The organism is Proteus sp. GOKU (assembly GCF_015475555.1).
GTDB classification, from domain to species: domain Bacteria; phylum Pseudomonadota; class Gammaproteobacteria; order Enterobacterales; family Enterobacteriaceae; genus Proteus; species Proteus mirabilis_B.
On the sequence record NZ_CP034105.1, the window covers coordinates 3166686 to 3180877 of the forward strand.

General features: G+C 37.6%; 9 protein-coding genes. 6 read left to right on the forward strand and 3 right to left on the reverse strand.

Annotated features, from left to right (window positions below; genetic code table 11):
• The first annotated feature begins 91 nt into the window (after positions 1–91).
• The 4 genes from copA (at position 92) to ybaK (ending at position 6244) form a co-directional block, all read left to right on the forward strand.
• Entirely contained in the window at positions 92–3034 is a 2943-nt protein-coding gene (gene copA, locus EHE21_RS14615) for a copper-exporting P-type ATPase CopA (RefSeq protein WP_194951065.1), read from the forward strand.
• 379 nt (positions 3035–3413) lie between these two features.
• Positions 3414–4811 carry a YadA C-terminal domain-containing protein gene (locus EHE21_RS14620; protein WP_194951066.1) on the forward strand — a complete coding sequence of 466 codons (1398 nt, stop codon included), beginning with the start codon at positions 3414–3416 and terminating at the stop codon, positions 4809–4811.
• A gap of 109 nt (positions 4812–4920) precedes the next feature.
• Positions 4921–5730, forward strand: coding sequence for a TraB/GumN family protein (locus EHE21_RS14625; protein WP_194951067.1), 810 nt, complete (start codon positions 4921–4923; stop codon positions 5728–5730).
• Positions 5731–5764: 34 nt separating this feature from the next.
• On the forward strand, positions 5765–6244 hold the full coding sequence (gene ybaK, locus EHE21_RS14630; RefSeq protein ID WP_088494780.1) for a Cys-tRNA(Pro)/Cys-tRNA(Cys) deacylase YbaK: 480 nt from the start codon (positions 5765–5767) through the stop codon (positions 6242–6244).
• A 120-nt stretch (positions 6245–6364) separates the two neighbouring features.
• On the opposite strand, the gene ushA is transcribed toward ybaK, so the two are convergent.
• Positions 6365–8029, reverse strand: a complete 1665-nt coding sequence (gene ushA, locus EHE21_RS14635) for a bifunctional UDP-sugar hydrolase/5'-nucleotidase UshA (RefSeq protein WP_088494779.1) — start codon at positions 8027–8029, stop codon at positions 6365–6367.
• Between the two features lie 261 nt (positions 8030–8290).
• Here ushA and EHE21_RS14640 point away from each other — a divergent pair, with 261 nt between their 5' ends.
• Positions 8291–9529, forward strand: coding sequence for an MFS transporter (locus tag EHE21_RS14640; RefSeq protein ID WP_194951068.1), 1239 nt, complete (start codon positions 8291–8293; stop codon positions 9527–9529).
• Between the two features lie 238 nt (positions 9530–9767).
• The gene (gene ybaL, locus EHE21_RS14645; protein ID WP_194951069.1) at positions 9768–11528 is read left to right on the forward strand and encodes a YbaL family putative K(+) efflux transporter; all 1761 of its coding nucleotides are present in this window, start codon (positions 9768–9770) and stop codon (positions 11526–11528) included.
• Between the two features lie 119 nt (positions 11529–11647).
• Here the strand turns inward: ybaL and EHE21_RS14650 are convergent, their stop codons facing one another.
• Positions 11648–12958 (reverse strand): inosine/guanosine kinase, encoded by a 1311-nt coding sequence (locus tag EHE21_RS14650; RefSeq protein ID WP_194951070.1) that lies wholly within the window; start codon positions 12956–12958, stop codon positions 11648–11650.
• A gap of 103 nt (positions 12959–13061) precedes the next feature.
• Entirely contained in the window at positions 13062–14180 is a 1119-nt protein-coding gene (wzz(fepE), locus tag EHE21_RS14655; RefSeq protein ID WP_194951071.1) for an LPS O-antigen length regulator Wzz(fepE), read from the reverse strand.
• Positions 14181–14192 lie beyond the last annotated feature (12 nt).

Consider the following 14192-nt stretch of genomic DNA (forward strand, 5'->3'; position numbering starts at 1 on the left):
TATCTCTGATAAGAAAAAACCTTTAAAGAAAGCAAGTTACCGAATATTGCGCAATAATAGAGGTAACGCTTTTATGACGGAGATAATTAACATGGCAAAAACTATAATACTCGCATTGAAAGGACTTTCATGCTCTCACTGTGTTAACAGTGTAAAAAAAGCTCTTGATTCTCGCAATGACATAGAGCAGGCAATTGTGACTATTCAATACGCTAAAATTGACAGTGATGCAACTGCTGAAAGCTTAATCAAAACAATTGAAGATGCAGGCTATGAAGCAAGTGTTGCAACACAACCTGATGTAAAATTAAGCCTAAGCGGACTTAACTGCATGAAGTGTGTTGGTAAAACTGAAAAAGCATTATTGGCTGTTGAAGGTGTTGCAGCCGTTAATGTAACAAAAGAGTCAGCTGAAATTTTTGGTGACGCAAATGCGGATACTTTAATTGCAGCCATTACGGCTGAAGGTTTTCAAGCAAGCTTAGCGCCTGCTGACAACGTAATTCATTTAACTCTATCAGGCTTAAATTGTGGTCACTGTGTCGGTTCAGTTAAAAAAGCGCTAGAAAATACTGCAGGTGTTGAAACAGCTGAAGTTGAATTGACACATGCAAAAGTGACGGGTTCTGCAACCGCTGAAACGTTAATCGACGCCATTACAGAAGCGGGTTTTGAAGCTCAACTAGCAGGTACTGATTTCCCAAAAACTGAGCCGCTGACGCAAACGCATGCACAACTGGAAGCATCGTCAGCGGCTGTTTGTGATATTCCAGTTGAGAATGCTGATATTGATAATAGCGCTGAAATCGACACTGACGATGACGACAGTGTTCAGCTTTTAATCGATGGCATGACTTGTGCGAGTTGCGTAAACAAGGTTCACAAAGCATTACAATCCGTTGATGGTGTTGAAAATGTGCGTGTAAATCTTGCTGAGCGTAGTGCTTTAGTAACGGGTGAAATCGATCATGATGCACTCGTTACTGCCATTGAAAAAGCAGGTTATGGCGCTGAAATTATTCAAGACGATGTAAAACGCAGAGAACGTCAGCAAGAAGTTGCTGTTGCCAATATGAAACGTTTTCGCTGGCAAGCTGCGTTGGCATTAGTCGTTGGTATTCCTGTAATGATTTGGGGAATGATCGGCGACAATATGATGCTGACCGAAGCTAATCACAGCATCTGGTTAGGTATTGGTATTGCAACGCTGTTTGTTATGGTTGTTGCTGGTGGCCATTTTTATCGTAGCGCATGGCAAAGTTTAAAAAACCGCAGTGCAACAATGGATACCCTCGTTGCGTTAGGAACAGGAACAGCTTGGCTCTACTCCATTACTGTAAACTTATGGCCAGAAGTGTTCCCAGCTCAAGCTCGGCATCTCTATTATGAAGCCAGTGCGATGATTATCGGTTTAATCAATCTGGGACATATGCTTGAGCAAAGAGCGCGCCAGCGTTCATCTAAAGCGCTAGAACGACTATTAGATTTAACTCCACCAACAGCAAGAGTGATAACTGAAAACGGTGAAGTTGAAATGCCACTGGCTGATGTTAAACAAGGAATGACTTTACGTTTAGCAACAGGTGATAAAGTGCCGGTTGATGGTGAAATTATCCAAGGTGAAGTGTGGATGGATGAGGCAATGCTGACAGGCGAGCCAATTCCACAGCAAAAAACAGTGGGTGATACTATTCATGCTGGAACAACAGTTCAAGATGGTTCTGTTCTATTTAAAGCAGCGGCAGTGGGAAGTAAAACAACACTGGCTCGTATTATTAAATTAGTTCGCCAAGCGCAAAGTAGTAAACCTGAAATAGGCCAGTTAGCGGATAAAATCTCGGGTGTATTTGTGCCTGTTGTTGTCGCTATTGCGCTTGTTGCAGGAGCTATTTGGTATTTCTTTGGCCCATCTCCACAAATTACCTATGCACTGGTGATTATCACAACCGTTCTTATCATCGCTTGCCCTTGTGCTTTAGGTTTAGCAACACCTATGTCGATCATTTCAGGTGTTGGTCGTGCGGCTGAATATGGTGTGTTAGTCCGTGATGCAGATGCACTACAACAAGCCAGTAAGCTAGATACTTTAGTCTTTGATAAAACAGGAACACTGACAGAAGGTATGCCTCAGGTCACTGAAATTCATACTTTCAATCAAGTAGATGACACTCAAGCGCTTGCATTGGCAGCATCACTAGAAAATGGTTCTAATCACCCATTAGCGAAAGCTATTTTAGCGCGTGCTGAAGGTATTGATTTACCAGAAGTAAACAATTTCCGTACATTAGCCGGTATGGGATTAAGTGGCGAAATTAATGGTAAAACAGTACTTTTAGGTAACCCTAAATTAATGCTTGGATCTGGTATTGATATTAGCGAAGTTAATTCACTGATTGATTCTCAAGCCGCCAAAGGTGTTACTCCTGTTTTATTAGCGCAAGACGGAAAAATTGCGGCTTTACTTTCTATTCGTGATCCACTTAGAGAAGATACCGTAAGTGCATTACAACGTTTACATCATCAAGGTTATCGCTTAGTGATGTTAACGGGAGATAACCCAATTACTGCCAATGCAATTGCAAAAGAGGCAGGTATTGATCAGGTTATTGCTGGTGTTATGCCAGAAGGTAAAGCACAAGCCATTACAGAGCTTCAAGCTGAAGGTCGTCGTGTTGCAATGATTGGGGATGGTATTAACGATGCCCCTGCATTAGCCAAAGCTGATGTTGGTATTGCAATGGGTGGTGGTAGTGATATCGCCATTGAAACAGCAGCAATCACATTAATGCGCCATAGCTTACATGGTGTTGCCGATGCTGTTGAAATTTCAAAAGGTACGCTGCGTAATATGAAGCAAAACCTTTTTGGTGCCTTTGTCTATAACAGCTTAGGTATTCCGATTGCGGCAGGTATTCTCTATCCCTTCACTGGCACACTGTTAAATCCAGTTGTTGCAGGTGCAGCAATGGCGCTATCTTCAATCACAGTTGTAAGTAATGCAAACCGTTTATTGCGTTTCAAACCTAAGCAATAACACCTAAAGATTTATTAAGACATATTATATTAAAACCTCTTTTACTGATCGGTAAAAGGGGTTTTTTATTATCTTATTTTTAAATTTTCTCTAATGATTATTAATATTATCAAAAGGTTAAAAAAAAGCCGACATTTCTATCGGCCAGTCAAAGAGGAATTTCTCATTATACAAGAGAGTCATCACTCCGCCCTCTTATTGCTAGAATAGCAATATCTTATAAAGATTTCATTAGTTTTTATTATTCATAATAATAAATATAAAATTAATATAAAAAAACTTAATAAGGTTATTTATTTATAGTGAAATAGATATAAAAATTTAAAATACTTGAAAAATAAACACCAAGAATATATTTCAATATCAAAAGGATTTGCAGATGAAATACAACAAATTTTTTCTTATTAGTTTATCTTTAGTTTATTCATCAAATGTTTTTTCAGATACCAATAAATTAATTGATAAATCAAACTCAGTAATCACGCCTGAATATGATACTCTTGCAAAAAATCATCAATTTATAAATAATCCTTTATTTGACAAAATAATTAATGATTCTTATGTCCAAATAAGCAGATATAATCCAAATACATTTCAAATTAAATTAGACAAAAGAATAGCAAAAGATCTTGCAAACCATTTTGAAGAAAAGAAGATCAAAGATGCACCAGAATATATTGTTAATAATATAGTTAATAATGATAGGCATATTGAAATAGAAGCTGACAATACAATTTTCAAGAATGAAGCAATTAATTATTTCACTTCATTATTCATAAAAAAAGGCGATAAAACCCTCTCGTTAAATCGTGAAAAACTAATTGATATCATGAGTAAAAATGAAAAAATAATTATTACCACAACAGAAAAGCCAGGAATAGATTTAGCAAAAATAAATAATCAACAAGATCTTTATACATATATTGATAATATTGAAACTAAAAACTCATCACTTTTCATATTAGATGAAAATACAGATGAGAAAATAAATCGAGTTGTAAAGAGCTTAGAACAAGAAGACCATCTAATTAAAAACTCCATTCAAGATCATAAACAAAGAACAAGAGATGATATTGAGTTTCAACAAAAAAAAATCACAGATAACGCTAACGAAATAAAACAACATGAAGTCGATATTTTGGCGGGGATAAAAAACTCAAAAACAAATAAAAACAATATTACAGATAATAGTAATGAGATTGAAAAAAACAGAGAAAAAATCACAGATAACATTAATTATATAGAAAAGAATAAAAATAAAATTGATAAAAACACCGTCAATATTAATGAAAACAAAATTACAGTTAATGAAAATAAAAACAATATTGAGCTAAATAAAAATAGCATTATCAATAACACATCAGAAATCAATGAAATAAAAGAAAATACGATTAATAATGTTAATATTAATGGCATTCGACTACCTCTAAAAAACCACCTTTCTCATTTATATAATGAGCAATCGACAGATAGAAGCCAATTTAATGCACTTAAAGAAAATTTTGAGCACTTTAAATCTGATACTCAAAATCGCTTTTATAAAGTTGAGAAACGTGCCAATCAAGGCATTGCTTCTGTAGCCGCAATGAGTAATTTACCTTTTACTGATAATGCTACATTTAGTACTGCTATTGGTATTGGTAATTATCGTAATGCCACAGCACTTGCTTGGGGTATGCAATATCGTATTAATGAAAATATTAAAATAAGAGCTTCGACAGCATGGAATGAAAGCAATAGTTGGGTATCTGCTGGTGGTGTCGGCGTGAGTTGGTAAATAACGTAAATACGGCGAAAGCTAAGTAAAGCTTAGTTTTCGTTGTTTCATTCCATTTCAAATCCGTTATGCTGAAACTTTGTAATTCTATACTCAAAGGAGCATATCAATGACGGGTATTTTTCAGAAAATCAAACAGTGGGTAGGAATAAAAAACACTACTCACTACCCTTATCCTGCTGTTGATATTACGCTACCGAATAATATCTCTTTACACCTTGTGGGTAGTATCCATATGGGTGTTCCTACAATGTCACCGCTTTCCAACGTGCTTATCAACGAAATAAAAAATGCAGATGCTATTATTGTTGAAGCTGATATTTCAACTGACGTTCAACCTTTTGATCAATCATCTCTTTTTAGAGAGTCTTTAGAAACGCGCTTAAATACTCCTCTTTTCTCTCAAGTTACACGCTATTGCGAAGATCTCGCGCTCTCACTTTCTCAACTTGAGAATAAGCCTCTTTGGCAAATTGCTTTGATTTTACAATCTACCCAAGCAATGCAACTTGGATTACAACCGCAATACGGCGTTGATTATCAAGTTATCCAACAGGCTAATGAACACAAAAAAAGGATTATTGAACTCGAAGGCATTGGGAGTCAGGTCGCATTATTATTAAATTTCCCTGATGATGGTCAGCAATTACTCGAAGACACATTAAAAAATTGGCACGAGAACGCACGTACATTGCAAATCATGATCAATTGGTGGTTAAATTATAATAGTAGAGAAAAACAACCGCCTTTACCGAATACCTTTAGTAAAGCTGTATTTGATATTTTAATGGAAAGCCGTAACCAAAAATGGGTAAGCATATTATCAAAATTACCAGCTGGTCGTTATGTAGTGACAGTAGGTGCCCTTCATTTATTTGGTGAAGAGAACTTGATCGATTTATTAACGCACCAAGCATAAAAATATTGTTCTAACCTTATAAATAGGAATAGCTATGACTCCCGCTGTAAATTTACTGGAAAAACAAAAAATCAAATTTACCCTTCATCCTTATGAGCATGATGCTAATGTCCATAATTTTGGTGATGAAGCCGTTGAAAAATTAGGTTTAGATAATCGCCAAGTATTCAAAACACTGTTAGTTTCTTTAAATGGTGATGCTAAAAATCTTGCTGTTGCAGTAACACCGGTTTCTGGTCAGTTAGATTTAAAACTTGTTGCTAAGTGCTTTAAGGCAAAAAAAGCAGATATGGCAGATCCACAGATTGCACAAAAGGTCACGGGTTATTTAGTGGGTGGAATAAGCCCATTAGGTCAGAAAAAACGCCTACCGACAGTAATTGATGAACAAGCCCTTGAATTTGACACTATCTTTGTTTCTGGTGGCAAACGTGGTTTAGATATTGAATTATCAGCAAAAGATTTAGGTACTGTATTAGGCGCTCAATTCGCACTTATTCGCAAAGAGTCATAATCATTAATGATTTTTTATTTTAAGGCTCATCCTCAAAATAAGAAATTGACGTGATTTAGACCCAAAATAAAAGGCGACATTAATGTCGCCTTTTGTCTATATAAGCGTTACTTACTGAGCTTATTTCTTGTAAACAATTTCGCCTTTAGGTTCGAAATCATCAGCTTTCAATGGAGAATGTGCTTCGATATAACCTTTTAGCACTTCAGCATCAACAAAACCAGTATTTACATACGCAGGATGAACATCAATCTTAGGATAACCATCACCACCAATACCGTTGAAGTTTAATGTCGCCATGCGGTAAGACTTCGTTTTATCTAATGGTTTACCCGCAATTTTAACATCGCTAACTTTACAGTCTGCATCTACAGTTAAGCTAACATTGTAGAATTGTGCGTAAGCACCAGAGTCTACTTTCATACATGCAACAGCTGACAGATAAGGCTCGACTTCCTCGCCTTTAAAATCAACATAAACCAGCTCGTTCGCAAATGGTTGTACTTTCAGTACATCTTTGTAAGTGATATCACCAGATTCAATAGAATCACGCACACCACCACCACTCATAATTGCAAAGTCTGCATTCGCACGTTCAGCTTGAGCTGATAATAATAGACGTGCCATGTTGGTTTGAACAAAGCGAACTTTACTACGATCACCTTCTAATTTACCAACAACCTCACCCACTTTAACATTCAGTTGCTCGCCACCTTTTTCTTGGTAAGGTGTCAGCAGTTTCATCATTTCAGGGTTATGAGCAATTTCTTTCGTGTAGTAGACAAGTTCAGTTGTACCGTCGTCTTTCTTCACTTTTTGATTTAAGTTGATTGGGATTAATTGGTAATGTTTTAACGTAAATTCACCATTACGGAATTCAAAGTCTGCACGACCAACATATTTACCCCATTCATGAGCCTGAACAATCCATGTACCATTTTGGTTATCTGGTGCACAAGGTGTTCCCGGTACATAATCAGCTTGTTTGTAGTTTTTGTTCTCTTGAGACATACAAACAGGATCTTGTGAGTGACCACCCACAATCATATCAAGGTAACCTTTTGGTAATGCACGAGCCATTTCCACATCACCCGGTGCGTTAGAACCATGATTACCATCATCGTAGTGACCCATATGAGTTGCTGCGATAATAATGTCTGGTTTTTCCGTTGTACGCAGCTCTTCTACCACTTTTTTAGCTTCATCAGAAGGTTTGCGGAATTCGGTATCAGGGAAGTTCGCTGGGTTACCAATACGTACAGTGTCATCCGTTGTTAAACCTAATACTGCAATTTTGACACCTTGCTTATCAAAAATGGTGTAAGGCTTGAATAAACGCTCACCCGTGCTTTTTTGATAAATATTTGCAGATAAGAATGGGAATGTTGCCCATTTCTCTTGTTGACGTAAAACATCTAATGGATTGTCGAATTCATGGTTACCAAGAGCCATTGCATCATAACCCACAAGATTCATACCTTTGAAATCAGGCTCGGCATCTTGTAAATCAGATTCTGGAACACCGGTATTGATATCACCACCAGATAACAGCAGTACGCTACCACCTTTTTTAGCCACTTCATTACGAATGTCATCAACAACCGTTTTTTGTGCCGCTAAACCATATTCGCCACGATCGTTATGCCAGAAATGGCCATGGTGATCATTGGTATGCAAAATAGTAATTTCGTAGGTTTTATCCTTTTCCCATGCCTGAGACATCGCAGGCGCCATCGCTAAAGAAACCGTTAATGCGCATGCTGATAATTTAAAAGATAAGCTCATGGTATATCCCCATGTATATTATTTATTGAGAAGGTTCTGCCATGGTTCTACTGTAGAAAAAGAAGACAGAAGTTAAATACTTTTGCTGTATTTTATGACGTAGGTTATATAATTTTTTTATTATTTCATTGATCCAATAGTTTTTTTGAGACATGAATCAAACTCTATTTCTCACAAAAGCACTCAACTCCAAATAGATGTAAACTAGACTAATAAAAACAGAAACAATTTATTAACAAAATAATGTGACAGGGAACTAAAATGAGCAATGCCGATCCAACGCTTCCCATAGAAGAAACCGATGTTTTACAACGAAAAGCCAATAAGCGTAATACCGTTTTTAGTATTTTAACTGCTATCAGTTTTTCACATCTTCTCAATGATATGATCCAATCATTGATATTAGCTATTTACCCTATGTTGCAATCCGAGTTTTCACTCAGTTTTGTGCAAATAGGGATGATAACGTTGACCTATCAAATTACAGCATCTTTATTACAGCCTTTTATTGGCCTCTATACTGATAAATATCCTAAGCCTTACTCATTACCTATTGGTATGGGTTTTACGTTAACGGGGCTTATTCTCCTCGCCTTTGCTGATACATTCCCAATGTTATTACTTGCTGCGGGATTAGTCGGCACAGGCTCATCCGTTTTTCATCCTGAATCATCTCGCGTTGCTAGAATGGCATCAGGTGGAAGACACGGACTTGCACAATCACTATTTCAAGTAGGCGGAAATTTAGGCAGTTCTTTAGGCCCTCTTTTAGCCGCTTTACTAATTGCACCTTATGGCAAAGGAAATGTGGGTTGGTTCTCTCTTGCTGCGTTATTGGCTATTGTGGTGCTATTACAAGTTAGCCGTTGGTATAAAATTCAACAAGAAGCTCAGAAAAAACAACCTAAAGCACTAAATAATAAATCAATATTGCCACGTAAAGCCCTTTTTGGCTCTTTAGCCATTTTACTTATTCTGATTTTTTCTAAGTATTTTTATCTTGCAAGCATCAGTAGCTACTATACTTTCTATTTAATACATAAATTTGGCGTTTCAGTACAGAATGCACAAATTCACCTATTTGTTTTCCTCTTTGCTGTTGCTGCTGGCACCATGATTGGTGGCCCCGTAGGCGACAAAATTGGCAGAAAATACGTTATTTGGGGATCTATTCTAGGTGTTGCGCCTTTTACACTGATACTCCCTTATGCCAGCCTTTATTGGACTGGCGTACTGACTGTATTTATTGGTGTGATTTTGGCATCAGCATTTTCTGCTATCTTAGTTTATGCTCAAGAGTTAATTCCGGGTAAAACAGGCATGGTTTCAGGACTTTTCTTCGGGCTTGCTTTTGGGATGGGTGGTATTGGTGCAGCAGTCTTAGGGTATATTGCAGATCAGAAGAGTATTGAATATGTCTATCATATTTGCGCTTATCTCCCACTGTTAGGTATTTTCACCATTTTTCTCCCTAACATTGGGGTAGATAAAACCGAATAACTTGTAATTTCCCCTGTTATCTAAATGAACGGGTAACAGGGTATTTCTTACTTTAAAAGGTAAGACTGATTAAAATAACATAAAAAAGTGCATTTGCATCAAAAAACTCAATCAACTTGCTATTTTTATAAATAATCGATAATTTTTAGCGAATTTATTGCATGAATACGTTAAACTATCAGCCTGCTATATTACTCGCCCCCCGATACATGTAGTTTTATAAAAAGAAGGAGAATTGATGCCGCATTCAACACCCCTCATTACCACCATTGTTGGTGGGTTAGCACTTGCTTACATTTTAGGCATGATCGCTCAACGGCTAAAAATCTCACCTTTAGTAGGATATCTTGCTGCGGGTGTACTCGCTGGTCCATTTACTCCCGGCTTTGTTGCTGATACCTCTCTCGCCCCTGAACTCGCTGAAATTGGCGTTATTCTGCTAATGTTTGGCGTGGGTTTACACTTTTCGTTAAAAGATCTGATGGCAGTAAAAGCCATCGCTATTCCGGGTGCTATTGCTCAAATTGCAGTCGCAACACTATTAGGACTGGGATTATCGGCATTTTTTGGCTGGGGTTTATTTAGTGGCATTGTATTCGGCTTGTGTCTATCAACAGCAAGTACTGTTGTTCTTTTACGAGCACTTGAAGAAAGAGGCTTGATTGATAGCCAACGAGGTCAAATTGCGATTGGCTGGCTAATTGTTGAAGACTTAGCCATGGTGTTAGCCCTTGTTCTACTCCCTGCTATCGCCAGTATGCTGGAAAGTAGCGATCAAACCAATGTTTCTCAATTGATGATTAATTTAGGTATCACAATCGGTAAAGTGGTCGCCTTTATCTTAATCATGATGATTGTTGGTCGTAAGCTTATTCCTTGGATGTTAGCTAAAACAGCAGCAACCGGCTCTCGTGAGCTATTTACACTATGTGTACTCGCTCTTGCTTTAGGTATTGCTTATGCCGCTGTGACCTTATTTGATGCATCCTTCGCATTAGGGGCATTCTTTGCGGGTATGGTGCTTAATGAGTCTGATTTAAGCCATAGAGCGGCTCAGGATACTTTACCTTTGCGTGATGCCTTTGCTGTTCTGTTCTTTGTGTCTGTCGGTATGCTATTTGATCCAATGGTATTAATTGAGCATCCATTGGGTATCTTAGCAACACTGGCTATCATTATTATTGGTAAATCCGCAGCTGCGCTGGTGCTTGTTCGAATGTTTGGGCATTCCAGACGAACCGCCTTAACCATTGCAGCCAGCCTTGCTCAAATTGGTGAGTTCGCCTTTATTCTTGCAGGTCTTGGCGTTGCACTGAACGTTTTAGAGCCAGATGCGCGTAACCTTGTTTTAGCCGGTGCTTTAGTCTCTATTATGCTAAACCCAGTTCTGTTCTCTTTATTAGACCGTTATCTGGCAAAAACAGAAACCAAAGAAGAAGTGGAACAGCTACAACAAGAAGAGCTGGAAGAAGAGATGCCTGTCCCTGTTGATATTTGTGGTCACGCTATTATCGTCGGTTATGGACGAGCAGGAAGTATGCTTTCGGAGAAATTATTAGCTCAATCTATCCCATTGGTTATTATCGAAAATAGCCGTAATAAATTCGCTGAATTAAAAGAGAAAAGCTTAAACACAGTACTGGGTAATGCATCAACTAAAGAGTCACTTGCTTTAGCTCGTATTGATTGTGCTAAATCTTTATTACTGACGATACCTAATGGTTATGAAGCAGCCGATATCGCAGAAACTGCAAGAAGTATGAACCCTGATTTAAACATCATTGTTCGTGCTCATTTTGACGATATTATCGTGCGTGCTAACTATGATGAAGAAGCTTCTTTTATCCTTGAAAAAGGAGCAAATCACGTCATTATCGATGAAGATCAAACAGCATCCGCCATGGCAGATATGCTAATTAAAGAAGTTGAGTTTGGTTGTGCTATTGATGATACACCTGAAAATGGTCAACAAATCATTGCACCTAGTGCAGCGCAATAATCAAATACTAATAACCACTTAAACCCTTAAAATTTAAGTCAATAAAAAAACCTATCAATAAATGTTGATAGGTTTTTTTATTTCGCTTAGATAAAACAAGACTTAGAAACAATATAAACTCAACGTTCCCAATAAGCTTCTTCTAAGCTGTCTTCTTTTTCAGGTAAACCGCGCGTCAAACGTGGAGAATGCTGGCTTAGTACTTGATAACTCACTCGGTTAGCATATTTACACACTTGTGCTAAAGATGAATAAGTTAAATAAGTCCGAGGATGTTTACTTGAATTTGGCACATTGATACGGTGATAGCTATTCGCTGTAATATCATGCAGTAATGCTGACAATGCTGCATCACCCGCACCATTTGTATTCATGATTTTTTCTGGGCCACCCATATAAGGCTCAATATGAGAATAGACTTTCTCTGGCTCCTCACAATCTTTACGACGCATTGCACGACTAAACTCATAACGATTAAATTCAGCAATCGCACCCGGTAATAAAGGATGTGTGGTTTGGCGCTTAAAGCTATGTTCTGTATAACCGCCCATATAGAGCCCAGCAGGTCCAGCGGTACAAAGCACTAAATCAACCCATTCTAAAGCAACATCAGAAGCCAACAGAGGATCAGCATGTCCCGTTAATTCAAACGCTTCATCTTCATTCATTGCGACAACAGAAACGTGCTCTTTTAAGAAATCACGCCACCATTGTGGATCATCTGCAATAACATATTTTGTACCAAGGGTGAGAACGACAGGTACATCATATTTTTTCGCATACTCAATCGCTTTCATGGTTGCTAACGGCATCGGTTCGCCCGGTTTGCAACGAACTAAATAAGCCGTTAATACCAAAGCAGAAGCTTCTGCGATCACCTCTTCCGGAATGCTTTCAGGTTTAAGCTGGTTCATTTGGCCGGGGCTAATAGCAAATGTGCGTTCACCATTTTCCGTGATCAGCGTAAAACAGCGCCCAATGGCACCATCAACACCTTGGAGGTAATTAAGATCAGTACGGCTAGATGTGTTACATAAATAACGATAAGCATAGCTACCAATCTGAATGTTATTACACATAGTACCTAATAACACCGAGCGGTCGTCAGCCAATACAGAGTAGTTATGTAGCGTATTACCAATAGTACCGCCAGCAAATTCGTGTGTTATCAGATTATTATCTGTTAATTCACGATAAAGTGCCTCTGCGACATCATCTTCAATAACAAGAGAGTGTCCCTGACTCAAGTTATAACGGTTAATAAACTCTTCATCAACTTTCGCTTCAATATCAACCAATGTTTGGTCAATACCTACGATATAAGCGCGAGAGGATTCGCTCTCCGTCATATTGATGATGGGTTGTAATAGAGGATCTCGTAAACTAACGGGAAAATAGTGTTTGGATTTTCGTTTGCCAGGGAATTTCATTGTGAACGATGCTACACAGCTAAAAAAGATGCGCAATGTTAACACAATATTATAGGAGAGACAGTAGGTGTACGTCAGTACACCTACTTATTTAAAGATATTTTTATGCAGTTTTACGACGGCTTCTTGCCATATAGCTCAGTAAAACACCCATAACAGAAAGAATGAAACCAACAAAAGCGGCACCAACTAAAATCAGAGCGCGTTTAGGTGCATCTTTTTTAGTCGGTTCGTAAGGCTTCAACATATATTTGAATGGTACAAATTGAAGGTCATCTAATTTTACTTTTTCTAACTGCTTCATATTGTATAAACGGTTTTTCAGATCAGCGCTCACTGTTGTTGGATCAGTGATAGCTTCTGTGATAGCCAATTTACTGCTTAACGCATCAGAACCCATGGCAATAGAGTAATCAGGATCATCTTTAATTTGTGCGCCTTCACTTGAAATTGGTTTTTTAACTCCAGCTGCATTTGCGATTTCTAATGCATATTTTAAGCGTTGCACATTAACGTTACGCGCATTAGCGATACGCTCTAAATCCATTTCATAGGCTTTTTGCGCAAAACTTAATTTACGCTCAATTTGATCATCAATTTCGTCTTTTACTTCTACACGTACTTTGGTAGAGATAAAGCGAATATAACCAGAAAGTAAATCGTAAGCTTCTTCAGGGGTTGGTGCAGTGAAGCTTAAATTAATTTCACCACTAAACTCATCTTCATTATTTTTAACATCTGAAGAGCTTAAGTTGATGTCTTTTATAATAATTTCTTCAATTAATTTACGCTTATCCAAAGGTGTTGGCTCATCCATTTTAGCCAGCAAATTTTTGTAATAATCCGTACTTACCAGATATTCTTCACGATATACACGAGAGTTATAGTTATTGATAAACTTTTGATAAACAGATGAACCATTCACACCTGTATCAACATCCACTAAGCTAAGCTCAGTCAATGTTGCTTTTAATTGCCTCATTTCATCAAGCATTGGCTTGGTAATTGCAGCTTGGCTCGTCCATTTTTGTGGTAAAAAGCTTGCAACAGTAAAGCCAACGATAGCAAATAATAACGTGATACCAATAATGACAAATTTTGATTTATAAATAACAGAAAATAATTCAAAAAGATCGATCTCATCATTCTGTTTTAGATAGAAATCGTCAAAATGTCCTTTATCAATTTCTGAAGATTGTGGTTTTGAAAGCTTACTATTCATTTTCCTGCCTAA

Bases quoted from the DNA above. Each gene is read 5' to 3' on its own strand.
- EHE21_RS14650 (WP_194951070.1), bottom strand. From the start codon at position 12,958: ATGAAATTCCCTGGCAAACGAAAATCCAAACACTATTTTCCCGTTAGT.
- ybaL (WP_194951069.1), top strand. From the start codon at position 9,768: ATGCCGCATTCAACACCCCTCATTACCACCATTGTTGGTGGGTTAGCA.
- copA (WP_194951065.1), top strand. From the start codon at position 92: ATGGCAAAAACTATAATACTCGCATTGAAAGGACTTTCATGCTCTCAC.
- EHE21_RS14620 (WP_194951066.1), top strand. From the start codon at position 3,414: ATGAAATACAACAAATTTTTTCTTATTAGTTTATCTTTAGTTTATTCA.
- EHE21_RS14640 (WP_194951068.1), top strand. From the start codon at position 8,291: ATGAGCAATGCCGATCCAACGCTTCCCATAGAAGAAACCGATGTTTTA.
- ybaK (WP_088494780.1), top strand. From the start codon at position 5,765: ATGACTCCCGCTGTAAATTTACTGGAAAAACAAAAAATCAAATTTACC.
- ushA (WP_088494779.1), bottom strand. From the start codon at position 8,029: ATGAGCTTATCTTTTAAATTATCAGCATGCGCATTAACGGTTTCTTTA.
- EHE21_RS14625 (WP_194951067.1), top strand. From the start codon at position 4,921: ATGACGGGTATTTTTCAGAAAATCAAACAGTGGGTAGGAATAAAAAAC.